This is a genomic window from Brachybacterium sp., from assembly GCF_052095815.1.
Taxonomy (GTDB): Bacteria; Actinomycetota; Actinomycetes; order Actinomycetales; family Dermabacteraceae; genus Brachybacterium.
Genome location: NZ_JBQDLF010000012.1, coordinates 75421 through 97219, shown reverse-complemented (window position 1 = coordinate 97219; position 21799 = coordinate 75421). Strand labels below are relative to the sequence as shown.

The window sequence follows — 21799 nt, the reverse complement described above, 5'->3', positions numbered from 1 at the left end:
CTTTCTCTAAGCCGTCCGCCGGTCGGGACCACACCCCCATGAAATCCCGAGGTTAATCCGGGAGGTCCGGGGGGCGACTGCGCTCTTGGAATTCTTGCGCGGCGCATCCGGGGCCATTGCTTCGATCACCACAGGCTCGTCCCCACCAATCGCTTCGAGATGTAGTTGGCGGACATGACCATCACGAAACCGATGATCGCCTGGAACAGGCCGATGGCCGCCGCATAGCTGAGGTTGTTCGACACCAGACCCACGCGGTACAGGTACGTCGAGATGACGTCACCGGTGGAGTAGGTCATGGGGTTGTACAGCAGCAGGACCTTCTCGAAGCCGACGTTGAGGAAGTTGCCGATGTTGAGGATCAGCAGGGTGACCATCGTCGGCCGGATCCCCGGGATCGTCACGTGCCAGGTCTGCTGCCAGCGGTTGGCCCCATCGATGCGTGACGCCTCGTAGAGGCCGTCGTCCACCGCGGTGAGCGCGGCGAGGTACAGGATCGTGCCCCAGCCGACCGTCTGCCAGGCCTCGGAGGCGACGTAGATGAACCGGAACCATTCAGGCTTCTGGAGGAACGAGACTGCGTCCCCGCCGAAGGCCTCGGTGATCTGGTTGACCGTGCCCTGCAGGGAGAGCAGCTGGTAGACCATGCCGACCACGATCACGACCGAGAGGAAGTGGGGCAGGTAGCTGATCGACTGCACGATCCGCTTGAAGTGCGTGCGTCGCACCTCGTTGAGCATGAGCGCGAGGATGATCGGCAGCGGGAAGCAGACCACCAGGGTCATGCCGCCGATGATCGCCGTGTTCGTGAAGACGTTCCAGAACGCGGGATCGTGGATGAACATATCCACGTACAGCATCCCGACCCATTCGTCGCCGAAGATGCTGCCTCCGGGCCGGAACCGTCGGAAGGCGATCACATTGCCGAGCATCGGCAGGTATCGGAAGATCGCCAGGAAGATCAGTGGGGCGATCGCGAGGGTGTACAGCGGCCAGTCGCGCCGGAGCGACCGCTTCCAACCTCCCGGTCTGCGTTTTGGGGCCGGGGGCCGCGGCGCAGGTTCCTGCGCCGCGGTCTCCCGAGTCTCCGTCAGTGTCATGACCTCAGCTCCTCCGTCAGTGCCTCGGTGCCATTCACCCGTTCGCCTCAACGAAGCGGTCACGTGCCTTGTTGAGCAGCTCGAGGTAGCGCGGCAGGCCCGCTGCCTCCAGCTCGCCCTTGAAGGCGTCCCATTCGCTCATGTCGCGCTCGCCCATGATGAACTGAAGGGTCGCCGTGTCCACGGAGTCCTTGATCGGGGTGGCCAGCAGCGAGGCCTGCTCGAGCTCGGTCTCGTCCATGGGCTTGGGCGGGTACGGATCGCGCGGGGTGCGCGTGGAGAGGACATTGTCGATGTACTCGACGAACTCGGGGGTGCTGTAGGACTCCTTGAGCTCCCGGGACTCAGTCGACTCAGCGGGGAAAGTCGAGAACCCGAGGTCCACGTTGATGTCCGTGCCGGCGCCGGTGTTGATGTTGAAGCTGTCGAGCGAGAAGCCGTCCATCAGTTCGATGGCGCCGTCCTCGGCCTTGGTGTAGTTGACGTCCTTCTCGCCCCAGCGCAGCATCTCGCGGGCATCCGGGTTGTAGTACAGCCAGTCGAGGAACTGCAGGGTGGCCAGGAAGTTCTCGGACTTCGTGATCTGCGAGTTGAGCATGAACCCGTGCCAGAAGTTGCGCGGCTCGACGTGCTCGCCGGCCGGCCCTGCGGGCGGCGGGATCAGGGTGACGGAGTGATTGCCCTCGCCGACGGTTTCGTTCAGTGCCTGGCTGAACTCGATCGCGGTGCCGGAGGAGCCGGAGGCGGCGAAGCAGGTCTCGGCCGCGAACTTCTCGGCGACCGACGCCGCACCGGAGCCGTCGTTGGAGGCGGTGAGGGACTCCCGATCCAGCAGGCCGTCCTCGACCAGGGTCCGGAACAGCTCGATCATGGTCTTGTACTCGTCTGTGATCGCAACGTAGGTGAGCTTGCCGTCGGGGCCCTCGATCGAACCGTCGCCGAAGCCCCAGCCGCCCTTGGTGAGCCAGGCGTGGGAGGCGAAGTTGAAGAGCGCGCCGCCCTCGAAGCCGTCGGCCAGCGGGGTCGAGTCGGGGTACTTCTCCTTGATGAGCTTGAGACCCTCGTGGAGTTCGTCCCAGGTGTTCGGCACCGCGCCGGTGACCTCCTCGAAGACATCCTTGCGGATGACCAGGCTGAAGACGGGCACCGAGACCTCCTGCAGGCCCGGCACCATGTAGTACTTGCCGTCCTCCTGCTTGAGGTTGTCGATCATGTCGGCGAGGTCCCATTCCTCGACGTACTTCTGGAAGTTCGGCATCTTGTCCACGTAGTCGCTCATCGGCACGACGGCGCCCGAGGAGACGAACGGGGCGTCCTCGCCGGTGTAGACCAGCGGGATCAGCGTCGGCGCGTCACCAGCGCTGATGAGCAGGCTGCGCTTCTCGGTCGCATCGCTGAAGGGGATGTGCGTCAGCGTGATCTCGACGTTCGTGAGCTCCTTGATGTGATCGAAGAGCCGCCAGGTGTCCTCGACGGGGACCTCGGGCCAGTCGGTCCACAGCATGCTGACCTGGATCGGCTCGGTGGCCTTGAACTGGGTGTCCGCGGCGTAGTCGTCCATCGCGCCCACGTTCTGGGACTCGACGTCGACCTCCTCACCGGAGTCGGAGCCGCAGGCGGCCAGCGCCACCGTGGCGAACGCGGCGGCGGAGAGTCCGACGAAGCTGCGTCGGGTCGGCGCGAAAGGGAAGTGGCGGGACGTGTTCATTGCCGTCTCCTCATGAGGGTCGGTGCCGGACCGGGTGGTGCGGCGTGGGCGAAGCGGGTCGAACCGGTGGTGCGGTACGTCGAGGCTCAGGTGCCGACAGGTCACCGGAGGTGGCTGAGGGACTGGCCGAACTGAGTGGATGAAGCTCTCGTGCGGGGCTCGCGCCGGCGACTATGCCGGAGGAATTGCCGAGAATTTCGTCAAGCTTTCGCTATGACACACAACCTAGCTGGGGATGTGATCCTGGTCAAGAAGTTCACGAAAGTTTGAAAAGAACGCGTCCGTGCCAAGCAAAGCAGACTTGGCCTGGCCACTTGATGCCCAATCGCTCGCACGACCGCCCCTCAGGCAGAGCCTGCGAAGGTAACATTCCTGCAACTAGGGCTCGACAGGGATCGAAAGTTTCGTTGAGAATGGGGTTCCGTCGATCTATGGCGGCAGACTGCAGTGCTCTGGGCACTGCGACAGCACTGCAGTGCTCTGGGCACTGCGACAGCACTGCAGTTCTCTGAGGACTGCGATCTCCAGGAGGAGCAATGACGCCACCCCGCCGCCCGCGAGGGATGTTCACCGAACTCACCGAGGGCGTCTACTGGTTCCTGGTGATCGACGTGATGCTGGTGCTGGCCGCCGTGCCGACCCTGCTGGTGTGGACCCTGCTCTCCCCCGGGCCGCTGAGCTCGCCGGTGTTCGTGATCGCCGCGCTGCCGCTGCTGCCGGCCATCGCCGCGGCCCTGTATGCCTGCCGCGCCTGGCGCGAGGACCAGGAGCTGGTCCCGGCGCGTCAGTTCCTGCGCGGGTACCGGTTGAACGCGCTGGACAGCCTCCGGGTGGGCGGCCCAGTGGTCCTCGTGCTGGCCCTGGCGGCGTTCAACCTCACCTATGCCGGTGCGGCCGGGACCAGCATGCTCAACATCGTCTTCCTGGTGCTGGGCGCGGCCGCACTGCTGGTGCTGGCACGGGCGCTCTCGATCATCTCCCGCTTCAGCTTCCGGGCCCGGGACGTCTTCCGGCTCTCGGCCTTCACCCTCCTGGTGAAGCCGCTGTCCACCCTGGCGCTGGTGTCGCTCGGCGTGCTGACGCTCGGGATCATCCTGCTGATCGGCGAGTTCATGCTGCTGTTCACGGCATCACTGCTGGTCTTCGCGCTGTGGGCCTCGGAGCGGAAGATCGCGGCGATGCTCACCGAGCAGTTCGTCAGCCCCGCAGGCGGCCCTGCGGTAGCCCCCGAGGCAGGCCCTGCTGGCGGCCCTGCGGTCGGCCCCGAGGCAGGCCCTGAGATCAGCTCTGCGGAGAGCTCTCCGCAGGACTGAGCTCCTGATGCCCGCCCCCTCGAGGGATCGTGAACTCCACGGACTCCCCCGCCTCCCCCGCAAGGTCGAGCCGGTAGTCCCCGGCGAAGCCGCGGACCGTCAGGACGCCATCCGCATCGCTGCGCAGCGGATGACTGCCAGTCCACCACTCCTCGCTGATCAGTGACTTCAGTGCGTGGTAGCTCGGCTTGGGGGTGCCGTCGGCCCGCACCAGCCCGGCGGGGGCGCCGAGCCAGGCACCGGCGTCGCCGAGCCCCCAGTAGGTCAGTGATTCGACGGCTGGCTGGGCGAGCACGGTGCGGTAGTGGCGCACCAGCTCATCGGCCTGCCGCTCCTCGCCCTCGGGCGTGGACGGCCAGGAGTCGACCACGTAGTCGTTGAGGTCGACGATGTGCGCGGGCATGATGTGGCCGGAGAGCAGCGTGGTCTCGGTCAGCTGGACCGGGAGGCCGAAGCGGGAGAAGCGCCCGATCACCTCCGCGATCTGCTCCTCGCCGCGGTAGCCCTTGTGCATGTGGGTCTGCACGCCGATCGCGTCGATCTCCAGCCCGGCCTCCAGGCACTCCTCGATGACGTCCTCGAAGGCGGAGGAGAGCTCGAAGTCGTTCAGCACCAGCCGGGCTGTGGGGTCCGCGGCGCGGGCGGTCTCGAAGGCGAGGCGGATGACATGCATCCGCCCGCGCGCCTGGGCGAGCCGGGTGACGGCGTTCTCCTCCGCCTCGAACACCGGGAGGATCACGGTCTCGTTGATCGCATCCCACTGATCGATCAGGCCGGCGAAGTTCGTGGCCTCGCGGGTGATCCGGTGACGGATCGCCTCCTCGACCTCCGCAGGGTCCTTCTCGAGCAGCCAAGTGGGGGCGAGTGTGTGCCAGAGCAGCGGATGGCCCTTGAGGCGCACGCCGTGCCCGCGCAGTCCCGTCGCCAGGCGCCGCAGCCGCTCAGTGTCGGGGGCACCGGGGGTCTTCTCGAACCAGCGCCAGTAGAAGGGCAGGGTGGCCATGTTGAACAGGTCCAGCCACAGCCTGGTGTGCTCATCGGGATCCTCGGGCTGCAGCTCGAAGCCGGAGCAGCCGAAGCCGAAGTCGTGGGAGATCTGTTCGACGCGGACCTCCTCCCCTGCCCGTGCCGCGCCCTGCTCGTCCACGAGGCGGAGCCGGAAGGTCTCGGTGCGTTCGGCCATCACGGCCTGCTGCGCGGTGGTCATCACAGACCGCCTCCCATCACTGCTGCCGGGGCGCCCGCTGTCATCGGGTCCTGCGCGCGCAGCGCGACCGGGGACACGGTGGCCGGGGTGTCCAGGACGTGCCGGCCGGGGCTGAGGACCCGCACCTCGCCCTCGATCCGGAAGGAGCCCTCGAGGGTGACGTCCTCGCTGCTGGCGCCGAGCCGCACCCGGAACTCGCCGGGCTCGACGATGCGCTGCAGGTCGGGGCCGGTGAAGGAGGTGCGGTCGGCGTGCAGCTGGAAGGTCACGCGCGTGCTCTCCCCGGCGGCGAGGCCCACCTTGGTGAAGCCCACTAGGCGCTTGAGCGGTCGCACCACGCTGGCGACGGGGTCGCTGAGGTACAGCTGGACGACCTCCTTGCCGTCGCGGTCCGAGGTGTTGGTGACGGTCGCGGAGATCTCGATGGTGCCGTCCGCTGCGATCTGCGGGGCGGAGAGCTCGAGCGCGGAGTACTCGAAGCGCGAGTAGCTCAGGCCGTGGCCGAAGGGGAACAGGGGCTTGGGGTCGAGGTTCGAGATGCCGTCGCTCTCCCAGGCCAGCACCGGGGCGAGGTAGGTGCCGGGCTGTCCGCCCACCCCGTTCGGGATGCCGATGGGCAGGCGACCGGAGGGGTTCACCCGGCCGGAGAGCACCCCGGCGATCGCGCTCGCGCCCTCTTCGCCCGGCATGAACGCCTGCACGATCGCGTGGGCACGGCCCTTGTAGGCGCCGAGCGAGTACGGGCGGCCGGTGACGAGCACCAGCACCACGGGCGTGCCGGTGGCGAGCACCGCCTCGACCAGCTCGTGCTGGGCTCCGGGCAGCTGCAGGCTCTCGACGTCGCAGCCCTCGCCGGAGGTGCCGGCGCCGAACAGCCCGGCGAGGTCGCCGACGGCGACGACGGCGAGCTCGGCAGCCTGCGCCGCCGCGACGGCCTCGGCGATCCCGGAGGTGTCGGGGCTGATGAAGTCCGTGCCGGCGGTGGTGGTGAGCGACGCGCCGGGGAACTCCGCGCCGAGCGCCTCGGTGAGGGTGGGCACGTGCACGGAGGTGCCGTTGTCCTCGAGCCGGGACAGGACGTGGTTGGTGAAGCTGTAGCAGCCCAGGAAGCTGCGGGGCTGCACGGCGGCAGGGCCGATCAGGGCAATCGACACAGGACCAGCGGGGCCAGCGAGGCCCTGCGCGTCATCCGCTGCGGTCAGCGGGTGCGACGGCGTCAGCGGGAGCAGCTCGTGGGAGTTGTCCAGCAGGATGATGGACTCCTCGGCCATCCGCCGAGCGAGTGCACGCCCCTCCTCGGAGTCGAGCTCGATCGCCTCACCGGTGGTCGCGGCGTCGAAGTGCGCGTCGAGCAGGCCCAGCTCGACCTTCTGGCGCAGGATCCGACGCACCGCGGTGTCCAGCACCTCCAGCTCGAGATCCCCCTCGCGCACGGCGGCGGCGAGGTGGGGGTAGGTGGTGGTCTCGGGCAGCTCGATGTCGAGCCCGGCGCGGAGGGCGGCGAGCGCCGCACCCCGGTCATCCTCGACCACACGGTGCATGGACTGCAGGAAGCTCACGGCCCAGTAGTCGGCGACCACGGTGCCCTCGAAGCCCCAGGTGTCGCGCAGCAGCTCGGTGAGCAGCCAGTGGCTGGCGGCGGGCGGGGTGCCGTCGATGTCTGCATAGGAGTTCATCACGGAGCCGACCTCACCGTGGCGCACGGCCATCTCGAAGGGGACCAGGTCCATGTCGTGCAGCTCGCGCATCCCGATGGAGACGGGGGCGTGGTTGCGGCCCGCGCGGGAGGCGGCGTGGCCGGCGAAGTGCTTGAGGGTCGCGATGGTGCCGGTGGCCTGCAGGCCGCGGACGTACCCGGTGGCGAGCACTCCGGTGAGATAGGGGTCCTCCCCCATAGTCTCCTCGATGCGTCCCCAGCGGTAGTCGCGCACGATATCCAGCACCGGGGCGAGTCCCATATGGGCGCCGATCGCGCGCATATCGGTGCCGATCCGTTCGCCCATCTCGCTGATCAGGGCAGGGTCGAAGCTTGCGCCCCACGCGATCGCGGCGGGATAGGTCGTGGCCCCATGGGCCATGATGCCGGTCAGGCATTCCTCGTGGACCAGGGCCGGGATGCCATGCGGGGAACCCGCGACGACGGCCTGCTGCATCGTCCGCAGGTTCTGCACTCCTTCCTCGCCGTTCAGCGGGGCGCTCCCGTAGGGGCGGGTGAGATGGCCGAGCCCGTCCTGGACCGCGGCCTCGAAGGGGTCCCGGCCCGCCTCGAAGGTGGACTGCATGGGGGCGAAACCCTCGGCGTCCCCGAGCGTCGGCCGCTTCCAGTAGCTGCCGAGCTGGGCCGCCTTCTCCTCGAGGCTCAGCTCCGCGAGCAGCGCGTCGACGCGCTGCTCGGTGCTGAGGCTCCGGTCATTCCACAGCGGAATGGTCATGACGCTCCTTCGCACGGCCCGTGACGGTTGCGGTGGGCGAGGCGACGACGACGTCGACCCGCTCCCCGCGTCTGCGTCCCGGAGGCATTTTCGATCTAGGTTTAGCAACCTTTTCGGTTGCTTTCGGTGGCGCGAGCGTACGACAGGGGGGATCATGGGGTCAACAGCCTCTCTCCGATAGGGTGAGTACACAGCATCCCGGGACGGCCCTAGCGTCCAGGAATGCGCTGTCATAGGCTCAGAACGCTGGTCGTAACGATTCCTTGCGCCAGCTTCGACTGCGGACGCCCGCGTCCCGGACGCCTCACAGGCGAGACTCATTCCGTCCGAAACTTTCACTCAGGAGTAGTGCTTCACCGATGACCACGACGCAAGCCCGCACCGGCACCCTGAACGTCGGCATGATCGGCTACGGCTTCATGGGCGCCGCCCACTCCCATGCCTGGCGCAATGCCCACCGCTTCTTCGACCTGCCGCTCACCCCGCAGCTGCGCACCCTGGCCGGGCGTACGGAGAGCTCCCTGGTCGCCGCCGCCGAGCGCTACGGATTCGCGCAGACCACCACCCGCTGGCAGGACGTGATCGAGGATCCCGAGATCGATGTCATCGACATCTGCACCCCGGGCGATACCCACTACGAGATCGCGATGGCCGCGCTCGCGGCGGGCAAGCACGTGCTGTGCGAGAAGCCCCTGGCGAACTCGGTCGAGCAGTCCGCGGAGATGACTGCCGCCGCAGTCGAGGCGCGTGCGAAGGGCGCCAGATCGCTCTGCGGCTTCTCCTACCGTCGCACCCCGGCGCTGGCCTACGCCCGCCAGCTGATCAGCGAGGGTGCTGTCGGCGAGATCCGCCAGATCCGTGCCCAGTACCTCCAGGACTGGCTCGCCGATGCGGAGTCCCCGATGACCTGGCGGCTGGACAAGGAGAAGGCCGGCTCCGGAGCGCTCGGCGACATCGGCGCGCACATCATCGATCTCACCCAGTGGCTCACCGGGCAGCAGATCGCCTCGGTCTCCGGCACCCTGGAGACAGTGGTCGCCACCCGTCCCGCAGCCGGCACCGCGCAGGGTCTCGGCGGCAAGGGTGACGCCTCCGCCGAGCGCCAGAACGTCACGGTCGACGATGTCGCCCTGTTCACCGCCCGCTTCGAGACCGGTGTGCTCGGCTCCTTCGAAGCCACCCGGATGGCGCAGGGCCGCAAGAACGCGATGCGTGTGGAGATCAACGGCGCCGACGGCTCGATCGCCTTCGACTTCGAGCGGATGAACGAGCTCGAGGTCTACGACGCGACGGCCCCGGCCGGACGTCAGGGCTTCACCCGCATCCTCACGACCGAGCCCGAGCACCCCTACGCCGCGGCCTGGTGGCCCACCGGGCATGGCCTGGGCTATGAGCACACCTTCACCCACCAGATCGCGGACCTCGTCACCGCGATCGGTGAGGGCACCGACCCCTCCCCCTCCTTCGAGGAGGCGCTGCAGGTCCAGCACGTCCTCGCCGCGGTCGAGACCAGCTCCAGCAGCGGCAGCAGCTGGACCCGCATCGACCCGATGAACATGACCACCACCACGACCCCCACCACGGAAGAGACCGCCTGATGACCACCACTCGCACCTGCCTCGTCGTCCGCGGCGGCTGGGACGGGCACCAGCCCGTCGAGGCCACCGACCTGTTCATCCCCTTCCTCGAGGAGAACGGCTTCACGGTCCGGATCGAGGACTCCCCCGCGATCTACGCCGCCGCGGAGTACATGGCCACGGTCGACCTGATCGTCCAGTGCAACACCATGAACTCCATCGAGCGGCCCCAGTTCGAAGGGCTGCGCGCCGCGATCGAAGCGGGCACCGGCATGGCCGGCTGGCACGGCGGCATCGCCGACTCCTACCGCAACGAGTCCGACTACCTCACCCTGATCGGTGGCCAGTTCGGCTGCCACCCGGGCAAGCACCCTGACGAGCGCACGGGCGAGCAGGCCGACAACTACGTGCCGTACACGGTGAACATGCTCCCCGCCGCCGCAGAGCACCCCATCACCCAGGGAATCACCGACTTCGACCTGGTCACCGAGCAGTACTGGGTGCTCGCGGACGACTACTGCGATGTTCTCGCCACCACCACCCAGAAGGTCCGCGAGTGGGACCCCTGGCACCGTGAGATCACCTCGCCCGCGCTGTGGACCCGCCAGTGGGGCGAGGGCCGGATCTTCGTCTCCACCCCCGGCCACCGCGTCGAGGTGCTCGAGGATCCCAACGTCCGCACCGTGATCGAGCGCGGCATGCTCTGGGCCGCCCGCGGCTCCGAGCAGCCCTACGGCGACCACGTGAAGGCGGAGGCGACCCGATGAAGGTGGGCATGATCGGCTGCGGCGTCATCGCAGCCCAGTACCTGGCGACCTTCGGGCACCTCCCGGATGTGCAACTGGTGGCGGTCGCGGATCTCGACGCGGCACGCGCGGAGGCAGTCGCCGCTGAGCATGAGGGCGTGCGCGCCCTGAGCGTCGATGCGCTGCTCAGCGATCCCGAGGTGGACACGGTGCTGAACCTGACCATCCCCGCGGCGCATGCCGAGATCGATCTGAAGGCGATCGCTGCGGGCAAGCACGTCTACTCCGAGAAGCCCTTCGCGGTCACCACCGAGGAGGGGCAGGCGGTGCTCGCCGCCGCCGCGGACGCGGGAGTGCTCATCGGCTCCGCGCCCGACACGGTGCTGGGCACCGGTACCCAGACCGCCCGCGCCGCGATCGACGAGGGCCTGATCGGCCTGCCCATCGCCGCCACCGCCACAATGGTCTGCCCCGGCCACGAGCGCTGGCATCCGCAGCCCGACTTCTACTACAAGCCAGGCGGCGGTCCGCTGCTGGACATGGGCCCGTACTACATCCATGCGCTGGTCACCCTGCTGGGCCCGGTCGCCGCGGTGATCGGCGCGGCCAGCCGCGCACGGGACACGCGCACCATCGGCTCCGGCCCTCGCGCCGGGGAGTCCATCCCGGTCAGCACCGACACCCACGTCACCGGGGTGCTCGTCCACGAGTCCGGGGCGCTGTCCACGCTGGTGATGAGCTTCGACGCGGTCGCGACCTCGATCCACCCCATCGAGATCCATGGCAGCCAGGGCACGCTTGCGGTCCCCGACCCGAACCACTTCGCCGGCGAGGTCTCGATCCGACGCCTCGACGGCAAGGACTGGGAGGTGCTTCCCGTCTCGGCGGGCTACGAGGGCGCCTCGCGCGGGATCGGGCTGCAGGACATGGCGATGCGCGATGAGCAGCTGCGGGCCAGCGGCCAGCTCGGTCAGCACGTCCTGGAGACCATGAACGCGGTGCTCGAGTCCGCGCACTCGGGGACCCGGGTGGAGATCGCGAGCACCTGCGAGCGCCCGGAGGCGGTCGCCCTGCTCTCGCTCGCGCCTTCCGCGCCCTGACCGACCACCCCGAGGGACTGCGGGAGCGGGGATCGCCCTCCCGCAGTCCCGCCAGATCGCTCACCCGCCGTCCCGTCCGCTCGTAGACCCGTCACCCCGCCGGAAAGGCACCTCCTCCATGCTCTCCATCGGCATCATCGGCATCGGGAACATCTCCCGCGCCCATCTGGCCGCTTATCTCGAGTTCCCGGACGAGGTGCGGATCGTCGGCCTCGCAGATATCGATCCGGCCAAGGCCGAGGCCTCCCGCGCCGCGCATGGCCTGGACGGCCCGGACGGGGCGCGGGTCTACGACACAGCGGGCGCGATGCTCGCCGCGGAGGACCTGGACCTGGTCTCGATCGCCACTCCGCCGGGCACGCACTGCGCGCTGACCGTGGAGGCGCTCGAGGCCGGGGTGCATGTGATCGTGGAGAAGCCGATGGCGCCCTCGCTCGAGGAGTGCGACCGGATGCTCGACGCGCAGCGACGCTCCGGCAGGCTCCTCTCGGTGGTCGCCCAGAACCGCTTCCGGGATGATCTGGCCCAGCTGAAGGCCGTGCTCGAGACGGGGAGGATCGGCCGCATCGCCCATGCCCGGATCGCCTCGGCGTGGTGGCGTGGCCGTTCCTACTACGACCTGTGGTGGCGCGGGACCTGGGCCTCCGAGGGCGGCGGGCCCACGCTGAACCACGCGATCCACCACCTCGACCTCACGCTGTGGCTGCTGGGCCGTCCCCAGGCGGTCGCGGCGATGATGACCAACGCCGGGCACGACAACGCCGAGGTCGAGGATCTCTCCGCGGCGATCCTGCAGTACGAGCGGGGGCTGGCGGAGCTGACCAGCTCGGTGGTCCATCACGGCGAGCAGCAGGAGGTCGTGATCCAGGGTGAGCATGCCCGGATCTCCCAGCCCTGGACGGTCGCGGCGGAGACTCCCCGCCCCAACGGCTTCCCCGAGACCGGCGGGAACCGGGAGCTGGTCCGGGAGCTCGAGGCGCTCGCCGCGGCGCAGGTCCCGCTCGCGCACACCGGCCATGCCGGGCAGATCGGGGATGTGCTCGCCGCGCTCCGGGAGGAGCGGGCCCCGCTGATCGACGGGCAGGCGGGGAAGGACGCGATCGAGCTGGTGACCGCGATCTACGCCGCGGCGATCGAACGCCGCACGATCGATCTGCCGATCCTGCCCGAGGACCCCTGGTACCACGCGGGCACGCTCGTCCAGCGGGCCCCGCACTTCTTCGAGAAGACCGCCTCGGTGCGGTCGCAGGAGGGCGAGTCGATCATCGGCTCCACCCACGCGTAGAGGACTCCATGGCCCTGCGCGCGCGGGTCAAGGGGCCGACGGGACCCGGGTCCGACGGGTCACGGGCGCTGCCGCGTCACAGGTTCCAGATGACGGGGACCAGCAGGATCTTCACCACGATGGAGAAGGCGAACAGCGTGGCGTAGGCGGCCTCGATGCGCTCGTCGGCCCGTCGGGCGTTGGCGGCCTCGAGCACCGCCGGCTGCCCGAGGAAGCCGGCCACCGCGCCCGCAGCGCGCGGGGCCGAGAGGTCCAGCACCCAGCGTCCGGCGATCACCAGGGTGAGGCAGCCGAGCGTCGCGACGACTGCGGAGAGCACCGCCGCCCGCCATGCGGTCGGTGAGGCGAGCATCGCGGCGACCGCCGGTCCGGCGGTGAGGCCGAGCCCGGCGAGGAAGAGCAGCAGTCCCAGCTGGCGCAGCGTGCGGTTGGCGCTGCCCGGCAGCGCCCACACCACCGGGCCGGTGCGGCGCAGGGCGCCGAGCACCATTCCCACCAGCAGCGGGCCCGCGGCCGGGCCCAGGGAGAAGCTGCCGCCGCCGGGCATCGGGAGGCTCACCAGGCCCAGCGCCACGCCGAGCATCAGGCCGAGCCCGAGGGAGAGCACGTCGAGCTCTCCCGCCTTGCGGTCCGAGTCGCCGAGGAAGGCGTGGACGGCATCCAGGCGGCTGCGGTCCACCACCACGGCGAGGCGGTCGGCCGGTTCGAGGACGAGGTCGTCGCGGGCCAGCAGCTCGAGGTCGCCGCGCCGCACCCGGGTGACCACCGCGCCGAAGCGCACCGGCAGGTTCAGCTCGGCGATCGAGCGGGAGGCGAGGTCCGGGTTGGAGACGGTGAGCCGGGTGAACTCCACCAGCGAGCGGTCATGCGCGATGTGCCGGTCGCTGGTCTCGCCGAGCACCGCGGTGACGGCCTCGACCTGATCGGGCAGGCCGACGGCGACCACCTCGTCCCCGACCAGCAGATCCTCTCCCGGCACGATCACCCGCACCCTGTCGTCGCGGCGCAGGTAGGAGAAGCGCACCTGCTGCTGGTGCCACTGCGGGACATCCCTCAGGTTCACCGAATGCTGCACGCGCACGGTGGTGGAGGCCAGGCTGGTGCCGGCCAGCGCCGGGGTGTCCTTCCGTCCCGGCCAGGCGCGGGTGACGATGCTCGAGACCAGCACGATCCCGACGATCACACCGATCGGGTACCCGAAGGCATAGCCCACCGAGGGGCCGGAGGTGCCGGTCAGGCGCGAGGCGGCATCGAGCGCGGGGGCAGCGGTGAGCGCGCCGGTGAACAGGCCGAGCGACAGGTCTCGGGTCAGGCCCAGCACCTGGCCGAGCACGAGGGTCGCGGCCGCGGCGAGCACGGTGCTGAGGGTGGCGGCCGCGAGCAGCGGGAGCTGACGGTTCAGGGAGCCGAAGAAGGCGGCACCGGCGGAGATCCCGACGGTGTAGACGAACAGCGCCAGGCCCAGGGTCTGGACGATCTCCATGCCCGCGCCGAGGTGCGGGGCGATCGCGGAGAGCGCGAGACCCGTGAACAGCGCACCGGCGGCGCCGAGGCGGATCCGGCCGAAGGGGATCGCGCCGAGCAGGGCACCCGTGGCGACGACCAGGAACAGCGTGAGGAGCGGGCTCCCCTCGAGGACGTCGATCACGGTGAGCCTTTCCTGTGCCCGCCGCGGAGCACCGGATCCGGACGCGGTGTGCGCGGGCACCGCCTATGGAGTGGCCTCCCACGATAGACCCGGCGTGGGGCGCCCGTGCAGCGGAGTTGTGCGAGGTCACGGCCGCGACTGACCGTGACGAAGGGCGTGGGTGCTCAGCCGAAGGACAGCGGCAGCATCTGCCCGCGCGGACCGAGGGCGTCGAGCTCTGCCTGCTCGGCCTCCGTGGCGGGACGTCGGCCGGTCGCGATCCGCAGCGCGTCGGCGTCGGTCCAGGTTTCCGGCAGGCGCAGCCGCAGTCGCCGCTCGACCATGTCACGCGAGGCGGCCGAGGACGCGGCCGGTGGGCCCGCGACAGGTCCTCCGTCGCCCGCAGTCCCCTCGATCGGGCCTGAGTGCTCGATCAGATCGAGGTGGTGCAGGGTCCACTCGAGCACGTGAGCGCTGAGATAGTCGCGCACGGTCAGAGTCTTGCCGTGCGTGGAGACCGGCAGGTCAGGATGGGCGAGCAGGGCGGCGCGCCCGGCGGCAGCGCCGACGTCCTCGAGGTGGCCGCGCAGCAGGGCGGGGTCCTCGTAGGCGGCGGCGAGCCTCACGGTCAGGGCGGCCCGCGGATCGTGGCCCTGCCCGTCGGGCGGGATCGGTCGAGGGGTCCAGAAGCTCAGAGCGTCCGCCGTGGGCGCCGTCTCCGCCGGAGTCGCGAGGGCGATCAGCACATCCTGCGCACCGAGGACCAGATGGCACAGCAGATCCCGCACCAGCCAGCCGCGGCAGCCGGAGGGACGATCCAGGGCGGCGTCCGGAAGCGCGGTCGCAGCGTTGCGCAGCGCCGTCCAGCTGAGGGTGAAGAGGTCCACGCGCGGCACGCTAGCAGCAGGGGCGCGGCTCCACCTGGTCGACGACCGGGCGCTCCGCGTCCCTGCTGCTGGGCCGGTCAGAACTTCTGCGAGTACCGGTGCAGGAATGCGGCCATCGCATCGCGCTTGACGGGCTGGGCCGGCCGATACGTGCCGTCGGACCAGCCTGTCGAGATCCCCGTGGACTTCATCCATGCCATCTCGCGCGCGAACATCTGACCCGGTCGCACGTCCGTGAACGGCGACCTGGTCGGCGCGGAGTAGGCGGGCTTCCCGGCGAATCGGTAGAGGAAGGCCGCCATCGCATCACGGTCGATGGCCTGCGTGGGCCGGAAGGTCCCGTCGTCCCACCCGGTGGTGATGCCCTTCTGATACGCCCAGATGATCGCCGTGTAGTGCTCCTGACCCGGCCTCACGTCCCGGAACGGGGACCGGCTCGGCAGGGACACCTTCGGGGATCCCTCCATCCGGTAGAGGAACGCCGCCATCGCATCCCGGTTGACCGGCTGCAGGGGTCGGTACGTGCCGTCGGACCACCCGGTGGAGATCTTCGCGGACTTCATCCACGCCATCGCCTGATAGTGCTCCTGGCCGTGCCGGACGTCCTTGAACGGTCCCGCGGGAGTGCTGGGCTTCGACGGTGCCGGCGCGCCGCCGATCATCTGCCACAGCGCGGTGCGCTCGGCCTCGCTGGAGAGGGTCAGGTCGTAGTTGCTCTTGATCGAGATGTAGCGCTGGGCGTAGGCGGGCCAGGCCGCCTTGTTGCTCGGCTTCCACTGCGCGGGGCCCCGAGACCCCTTCGAGCGGTTCTCCGACGCGGAGACGGCGGCCAGGACCAGCGGGTCATGGGAGAACTGCAGGCGCTGGTCCGCGTGCCAGCCCTTGGCGCCGTTGTTCCAGGCATCCTGCATCGCCACGATGTGCTCGATGTCCAGGGAGGAGGCATCGGTGGTGGTCCTGCCGGCATAGGCCTCGTACCAGCGGCCGCCTGTGACCCTGCAGTCACCCGCGTTCCAGCGCACGTCGCCGTTCACGGCGTCCCGGATCAAGGTGATCTCGCGGGCGTCGCAGCCCTTCTTCGGGGCGAGAGCGCGGGTCACATCCGGCTCCTTCCAGCTGCTCGCCGTGTACGAATCCCATCCGTACCAGCTGCGCAATCCGCGGCTGCTGCCCTTCTGTGCGGTGACCACACGCCAGGACTTGTAGAAGTGGTCGCGGTGGTATCCGGAGTCGGCACCGTTGCGATCGACCGCCATGGTGGAGAGTGCGCGGCGCGCATCGGTGACGGAGAGCAGCCCGGGCTGTGCCTTGTCCAGCGGCTCGGCATGCGCAGGTCCGGCGCCGAGACCGGGGAGGAGCGCGATGCTGAGGAGAACGGTCAGCAGGATCGTCCAGGCGCGGCGGAGCCTGACGGGCACCGCCGAGGCAGGCAGAGAGGTCGACCAGGGCACGAGGGCTCCTTCGGACGTGGATCCCTGAGGACCCGGGGGAATGGTGGACTTGCGGGTGCTGCGAGCTCCTGGCCGTCGCCGTTGACGGAGGCGCTGAGCGACATGTGTCGCTGGACGTCGGAGCGGGTGCTTCGGAGAGTCCAGCCGGATCATAGGCCAGCATCTTCTGCACACGCGACTCCAACCCCTGGTCAGACCTTGGTTCCCCGGCTCGGTCCGACTGTTTGCCACAGAATCCCTGCTCTCCCTCCAGCCCCTGCCCGAACCTGGCAACATCCGGCATATAGCGGCGACGGCGAGCGTGATGCATGACACTGACCCGGTAGCCACCCAGCGGCGCCACTGGCGACACCGCCCCGCGATGGCGCGGTCCGACGCCGGCCCGCCTGGGCCCGGGGCGGCCGATGCCGTCCTGCCGCCCCCTCCACCGAAAGGACCTCCCCATGGCTGTCTCCGAAGGAGCCAACTACGCCCCGGACTCGATGCCGAAGCCTGTCGTGGAGCCCGGCGAGTTCGTCTTCGCCGCGATGCACCTCGACCACGGCCACATCGGCGGGATGACCCAGGGCCTGCTGGACGCCGGCGGCACCCTGAAGTGGGTCTACGACCCCCAGCCCGAGCGCGCCGCCGCGTTCAAGGAGAAGTTCCCCCAGGTCGAGGTCGCGACCAGCGAAGAGCAGGTCCTGACCGACCCCGAGGTCCATCTTGTCGCCGCCGCCGCAGTGCCCGTCGATCGCGCCCCGCTGGGGATCCGCGTGATGGAGGCCGGCAAGGACTACTTCACCGACAAGACCCCGCTGATCACCCGCGAGCAGCTTGCTCAGGCCCGCGATACTGTCGAGCGGACCGGCAAGAAGTACGCCGTCTACTACTCCGAGCGGATCCATGTCGAGGCTGCCGTGCTGGCCGGTCAGCTGATCGACCGCGGCGCGATCGGGAAGGTCCTCCAGGTCCAGGGCATGGGCCCGCACCGCATGGGGGACCCGTCCTCGCGTCCCGACTGGTTCTTCGAGCGCGCCCGCTACGGCGGCATCCTCACCGACATCGGCAGCCACAACTTCGAGCAGATGCTCGCCTTCACCGGCTCCGACGATGCCGAGATCCTCTCCAGCTCGATCGGCAACTTCGGCAACCCCGAGCACCCCGAGCTCGACGACTACGGCGACGCACACATCGCGCTCTCCAGCGGCGCCACCGGCTTCGTCCGCGTGGACTGGTTCACCCCCGCCGGGCTGCGCACCTGGGGTGACGGTCGCACGTTCATCCTCGGCACCGAGGGCTACATCGAGCTGCGCAAGTACGTCGACGTCACGACCGACAACGGCGGCGGCCAGGTGATCCTGGTCGACGGCGAGGGCGAGCACCGCATGAACGCCACCGGCGAGGTGGGCTACCCCTTCTTCGGGGAGCTGATCCTGGACGTGCTGAACCGCACCGAGAACGCCATGACCCAGGAGCACGCCTTCAAGGCCGTGGAACTGGCGATCACCGCACAGGAGCGGGCCCGGGAGCTCACCGGCCGCGCCTGACCCCACCTGACCGGCGCCCAGCGACCGGCGCCGCCCCGCCCCGGCACGCGGCGCGCGGCCCGCGCCACCCTTGTCGCCGCGCCCTCCTCCCGATCCCTGTCTATACCCACCCACATGCCCCACCGACCTGGCCCGGAATCGACCGGGATCGTTCTGCGCGCAGGGCGCGCCGAGGAGTCCGCAGCCCGTCGGCCTCTCGCCTCCACCTGTCCGGACTGCACCGCCCACACTGCTTCCCGCGAAAGTTTTCTTCCCTTCCCAGGGCCCCGCGGCGCGCCTCTCCGCCGACACCCCGACGCGCTGTGCGCACGTCACGACGGGTTGAGACGCGAATGCTCCCCCTCCCGCTTGACCTGTGGCAGTAAGAGGGATTAACTTAACGACACCGACATTAGTTTCCGAAACATTTCAGTCAATTGTCGGTCCGTGATCCTGGAGGCAGCAATGATGCAACCCACCCGCCGCGCGACTCTCGCGGGCCTCGGCCTGGCGATCCCGTCCCTCGCCGTCCTCAGCGCCTGCGGAGGGGGCACCCAGCCCGGCGGAGGCGGCGGCTCTCCGTCGAGCCTCTCGGTCTGGGCGCTGACCGGTGCCAAGCAGGACACCTACCAGGCGTCCTTCGATGCCTGGGACGAGGCGAACTCCGACAACCCCTTCGCCGTGGAGTTCTTCGCCAATGACTCCTACAAGGAGAAGATCCGCACCGCGATCGGGTCCGGCAACGCCCCTACCCTGATCTTCAACTGGGCCGGCGGCACTCTGGCCGACTACGTCGCCAATGACTCGGTGGTGGACCTCTCCGGCAAGGTCGATGACGTGCTCTCGCGCACCATCGAGTCGATCGCGAAGGTCGGTCAGGTCGACGGCGCCCAGTACGGCGTCCCCAACAACGACACCCAGCCGGTGATTCTCTACTACAACACCGCCCTGTTCGAAGAGCACTCCGTCACCCCGCCCACCACCTGGGCCGAGCTGATGACCGCGGTGGAGACCTTCTCCGCCGCCGGCATCACCCCACTCTCCCTGGCAGGCCAGAGCATCTGGCCGGAACTGATGTACATCCAGTACCTCACCGACCGCATCGGTGGCGAGGGCGTCTTCCAGAAGGTCATCGCGGGCGAGGCAGACGCCTGGTCCGATCCGGCGATCACCTCAGCGCTCGAGGCGATCATCGAGCTGAAGGACGCCGGTGCCTTCGGCGACGCCTACGGCTCGGTCGCCGCCGACGCCGGGGCCGACGCCGCCCTGGTCCACACCGGCAAGGCCGCAATGCTGCTGCAGGGCAGCTGGGTCTACGGCACCTTCAAGCAGGACGCCCCGGACTTCGTCGCCGAGGGGAACCTCGGATTCCTGAACTTCCCGGCGAAGGACGGCGGTGCGGGCGATCCGGCCAACGTGGTCGGCAATCCGGCCAATTACTGGTCGGTCTCGGCCGCGGCCGAGCCGGAGATCCAGGAGCTGGCGATCCAGTACCTCAATGAGTTCAACCTCAACCAGGACATGGTCGACAACTTCCTGGCCATGGGCGCGATCCCGGCGGTCGCCGGACTCGAGGACTCCTTCGGCGGGCTGGACGACGAGGCCTTCCTGTCCTTCGCCTACGACATGGTGCTGAACGCTCCGCACTTCCAGCTGTCCTGGGACCAGGCCCTGGCCCCGGCCCCCGCGCAGGAACTGCTGAACAACCTCTCCCGCATCTTCTTGGGAGAGATCCAGCCCGAGGAATTCGTGTCCAACATGAACGCGACCCTGTCGGCATGACCGCCGGGCAGTCGCACGCACCCCGCACCGGTACCGCTGGCGCCGAGGCCACCGCCTCGGCCGACGAGGGCACCTCGCCCTCGTCGGCCCACCCGGGCGGGAGCGTCGGCCGCTCCAGCAGTCGTCGCCGTCTGAGCACCGGACCCAGCAACTGGCTGCTGGTCCCCGCTCTGAGCTTCTTCGGAGTGTTCGCACTGGTGCCCCTGGCGGGCGTGGTGGTGCTCTCGTTCTTCGCCTGGGACGGTCTGGGGACACCGCAGTTCGCGGGCCTCGCCGCCTGGTTCCAGGTGTTCCAGGACCCCGTGACCCTCAATGCCATGTGGCTGACGCTGCTGATGACGGTGCTGAGCTATGCGGTGCAGTTCCCGCTGAGCCTGCTGCTGGGCGTGTTCATGGCCGGGCACCAGCGCTACCGCGAAGTGTTCTCGGTGCTGTACTTCCTGCCGCTGCTGTTCTCCGCAGCGGCCACCGGCATCGCGTTCAAGGCGCTGCTGGACCCAAACTTCGGCATCTCCCGCGCCTTCGGCCTGGATTTCCTCAGCCAGGACTGGCTGGGTTCGCCGACCTTCGCGTTCTACACCCTGATCATGGTGATCTCGTGGTCGTTCGTGCCCTTCCACTCGCTGCTGTACCAGGCGGGTGTGCGGCAGATCCCGACCTCGATGTACGAGGCGGCCACGCTCGACGGCGCCGGAAGGGTGCGGCAGTTCTTCAACGTCACCCTGCCGCAGCTGAAGTACACCATCGTCACCAGCTCCACCCTGATGCTGGTCGGTTCGCTGACCTACTTCGACCTCGTGTTCATCCTGACCGGCGGCGGGCCCGGCAACGCCACCCGCATCCTGCCGCTGGACATGTACCTCACCGGATTCCGTTCCTACGAAATGGGTCCGGCCAGCGTCATCGCCGTGATCCTGGTGGTCGTGGGGCTGACCCTGTCATTGATCCTCAACCGCGTCTCCGGCGCGGATCGCATGGAGAGCCAGATGGAGGGCGCCTGAGATGAGCACGAGAACACACAGCTCCCCCAATGTCATCGGTGGTCTGCTGGGCTTCGCCTGGCTGCTGGTGATCCTGGTGCCGATCTACTACATCGTCGTCACCAGCGTCCGACCGCGCGAGGACTACTTCTCCTCGAACCCGCTGTCGCTGCCTTCCGAGTTCACCCTCGAGCCGTTCCGGTACGTGCTCGAGAACGACTTCATGCGCTACTTCGCGAACTCGGTGTTCGTCACCGTGATCACGGTGGTCGCCGTGGTGACCGCCTCGTTGCTGGCCAGCTACGTCATCGTGCGCTCACGCACCCGACTGGCGAAGTTCAGTCAGAAACTGTTCCTGATGGGCATCGCGATCCCGCTGCAGGCCACGATCATCCCGATCTACTACCTGATCGTGCAGCTGGGGCTGTACGACACCCTGTGGGCGCTGATCCTGCCCTCGATCGCCTTCGCGATCCCGATCACCATCCTGATCCTGACGAACTTCCTGCGGGACGTTCCCAAGGAGCTGTACGAGTCGATGACCATCGACGGGGCCAACGACTGGCAGATGTTCCGCTCGCTGGTGCTGCCGCTGGCGAAGCCGGCTGTGGTCACCGTGGGCATCTATGACGCGCTGCAGGTGTGGAACGGATTCCTGTTCCCGCTGGTGCTCACCCAGAGCTCTGACAAGCGTGTGCTGCCGCTGTCGCTGTGGGCCTACCAGGGCGAGTTCACGGTGAACATCCCGGCCGTTCTGGCCGCGGTGATGCTCTCCGCGCTGCCCATCCTGGTGCTGTACATCGCGGGCCGTCGCCAGCTGGTGAGCGGCCTGACGGCGGGCTTCAGCAAGTAGGCCTGTTCGGCGGGGGCTATGGCTCCGCGCCGTGGGCCGGCATCGCGGGCGATCCCCCTGGGCCGGCCCCGGGGCCGGCCCACCCCCGTTTCCGGCGCCGTCCGCGGCATCATCCACGCGATCCCGGTCGATTCCGAGCCAGAATCGCCAACCATCTGGGGCGGAAAAGACCCGGATAGGTCTGTAAAAAATACCCGGGGGGCGATGGGGGGGCCCAGCCACCCCACCCACGGGGCGGGGGGG

General features: G+C 68.9%; 16 protein-coding genes. 9 read left to right on the top strand and 7 right to left on the bottom strand.

Annotation, left to right across the window (positions count from 1 at the left end; genetic code table 11):
• Positions 1-125: 125 nt before the first annotated feature.
• Together ACTH43_RS07395 and ACTH43_RS07390 are read right to left on the bottom strand one after the other, a co-directional pair.
• Positions 126-1100, bottom strand: coding sequence for an ABC transporter permease (locus ACTH43_RS07395; RefSeq protein WP_441444280.1), 975 nt, complete (start codon positions 1098-1100; stop codon positions 126-128).
• A gap of 34 nt (positions 1101-1134) precedes the next feature.
• Positions 1135-2808 (bottom strand): ABC transporter substrate-binding protein, encoded by a 1674-nt coding sequence (locus ACTH43_RS07390; RefSeq protein WP_441444279.1) that lies wholly within the window; start codon positions 2806-2808, stop codon positions 1135-1137.
• A 536-nt stretch (positions 2809-3344) separates the two neighbouring features.
• Between ACTH43_RS07390 and ACTH43_RS07385 the strand changes: the two genes are divergently transcribed.
• Complete coding sequence (locus ACTH43_RS07385; protein WP_441444278.1) at positions 3345-4121, top strand: DUF624 domain-containing protein; 777 nt, start codon at positions 3345-3347, stop codon at positions 4119-4121.
• Here the strand turns inward: ACTH43_RS07385 and ACTH43_RS07380 are convergent.
• The gene (locus ACTH43_RS07380) at positions 4090-5328 is read right to left on the bottom strand and encodes an endo-1,4-beta-xylanase (protein WP_441444277.1); all 1239 of its coding nucleotides are present in this window, start codon (positions 5326-5328) and stop codon (positions 4090-4092) included. The genes ACTH43_RS07385 and ACTH43_RS07380 overlap by 32 nt on opposite strands.
• Positions 5328-7760, bottom strand: a complete 2433-nt coding sequence (locus ACTH43_RS07375; protein ID WP_441444276.1) for a beta-glucosidase — start codon at positions 7758-7760, stop codon at positions 5328-5330. Before ACTH43_RS07375 ends, ACTH43_RS07380 begins: the two co-directional genes overlap by 1 nt.
• Before the next feature lie 359 nt (positions 7761-8119).
• On the opposite strand from ACTH43_RS07375, the gene ACTH43_RS07370 reads away from it, so the two are divergent.
• From ACTH43_RS07370 to ACTH43_RS07355, 4 genes are all read left to right on the top strand, one after another.
• Complete coding sequence (locus tag ACTH43_RS07370; RefSeq protein ID WP_441444275.1) at positions 8120-9358, top strand: Gfo/Idh/MocA family protein; 1239 nt, start codon at positions 8120-8122, stop codon at positions 9356-9358.
• A complete protein-coding gene (locus tag ACTH43_RS07365; RefSeq protein ID WP_441444274.1) occupies positions 9358-10104 on the top strand; it encodes a ThuA domain-containing protein in 747 nt (248 codons plus the stop codon). Before ACTH43_RS07370 ends, ACTH43_RS07365 begins: the two co-directional genes overlap by 1 nt.
• Positions 10101-11183 (top strand): Gfo/Idh/MocA family protein, encoded by a 1083-nt coding sequence (locus tag ACTH43_RS07360; protein ID WP_441444273.1) that lies wholly within the window; start codon positions 10101-10103, stop codon positions 11181-11183. Before ACTH43_RS07365 ends, ACTH43_RS07360 begins: the two co-directional genes overlap by 4 nt.
• A 118-nt stretch (positions 11184-11301) precedes the next feature.
• Positions 11302-12468: a Gfo/Idh/MocA family protein gene (locus ACTH43_RS07355; RefSeq protein ID WP_441444272.1), complete on the top strand. Its 1167-nt coding sequence runs from the start codon at positions 11302-11304 to the stop codon at positions 12466-12468.
• Positions 12469-12544: 76 nt separating this feature from the next.
• Here the strand turns inward: ACTH43_RS07355 and ACTH43_RS07350 are convergent, their stop codons facing one another.
• The 3 genes from ACTH43_RS07350 to ACTH43_RS07340 all read right to left on the bottom strand — a co-directional run bounded on the left by ACTH43_RS07350 (position 12545) and on the right by ACTH43_RS07340 (position 16433).
• Positions 12545-14116, bottom strand: coding sequence for an aspartate:alanine exchanger family transporter (locus tag ACTH43_RS07350; RefSeq protein ID WP_441444271.1), 1572 nt, complete (start codon positions 14114-14116; stop codon positions 12545-12547).
• 164 nt (positions 14117-14280) lie between these two features.
• On the bottom strand, positions 14281-14982 hold the full coding sequence (locus ACTH43_RS07345) for a maleylpyruvate isomerase N-terminal domain-containing protein (protein WP_441444270.1): 702 nt from the start codon (positions 14980-14982) through the stop codon (positions 14281-14283).
• A 77-nt stretch (positions 14983-15059) separates the two neighbouring features.
• Entirely contained in the window at positions 15060-16433 is a 1374-nt protein-coding gene (locus tag ACTH43_RS07340) for an S-layer homology domain-containing protein (RefSeq protein WP_441444269.1), read from the bottom strand.
• Positions 16434-16876: 443 nt separating this feature from the next.
• Here ACTH43_RS07340 and ACTH43_RS07335 point away from each other — a divergent pair, with 443 nt between their 5' ends.
• From ACTH43_RS07335 to ACTH43_RS07320, 4 genes are all read left to right on the top strand, one after another.
• Positions 16877-17962 carry a Gfo/Idh/MocA family protein gene (locus ACTH43_RS07335; protein WP_441444268.1) on the top strand — a complete coding sequence of 362 codons (1086 nt, stop codon included), beginning with the start codon at positions 16877-16879 and terminating at the stop codon, positions 17960-17962.
• A 444-nt stretch (positions 17963-18406) separates the two neighbouring features.
• Entirely contained in the window at positions 18407-19723 is a 1317-nt protein-coding gene (locus tag ACTH43_RS07330) for an extracellular solute-binding protein (protein ID WP_441444267.1), read from the top strand.
• Positions 19720-20724, top strand: a complete 1005-nt coding sequence (locus tag ACTH43_RS07325) for a carbohydrate ABC transporter permease (protein WP_441444266.1) — start codon at positions 19720-19722, stop codon at positions 20722-20724. The genes ACTH43_RS07330 and ACTH43_RS07325 overlap by 4 nt, the downstream gene beginning before the upstream one ends.
• A gap of 1 nt (position 20725) precedes the next feature.
• A complete protein-coding gene (locus ACTH43_RS07320) occupies positions 20726-21556 on the top strand; it encodes a carbohydrate ABC transporter permease (RefSeq protein ID WP_441444265.1) in 831 nt (276 codons plus the stop codon).
• Positions 21557-21799 lie beyond the last annotated feature (243 nt).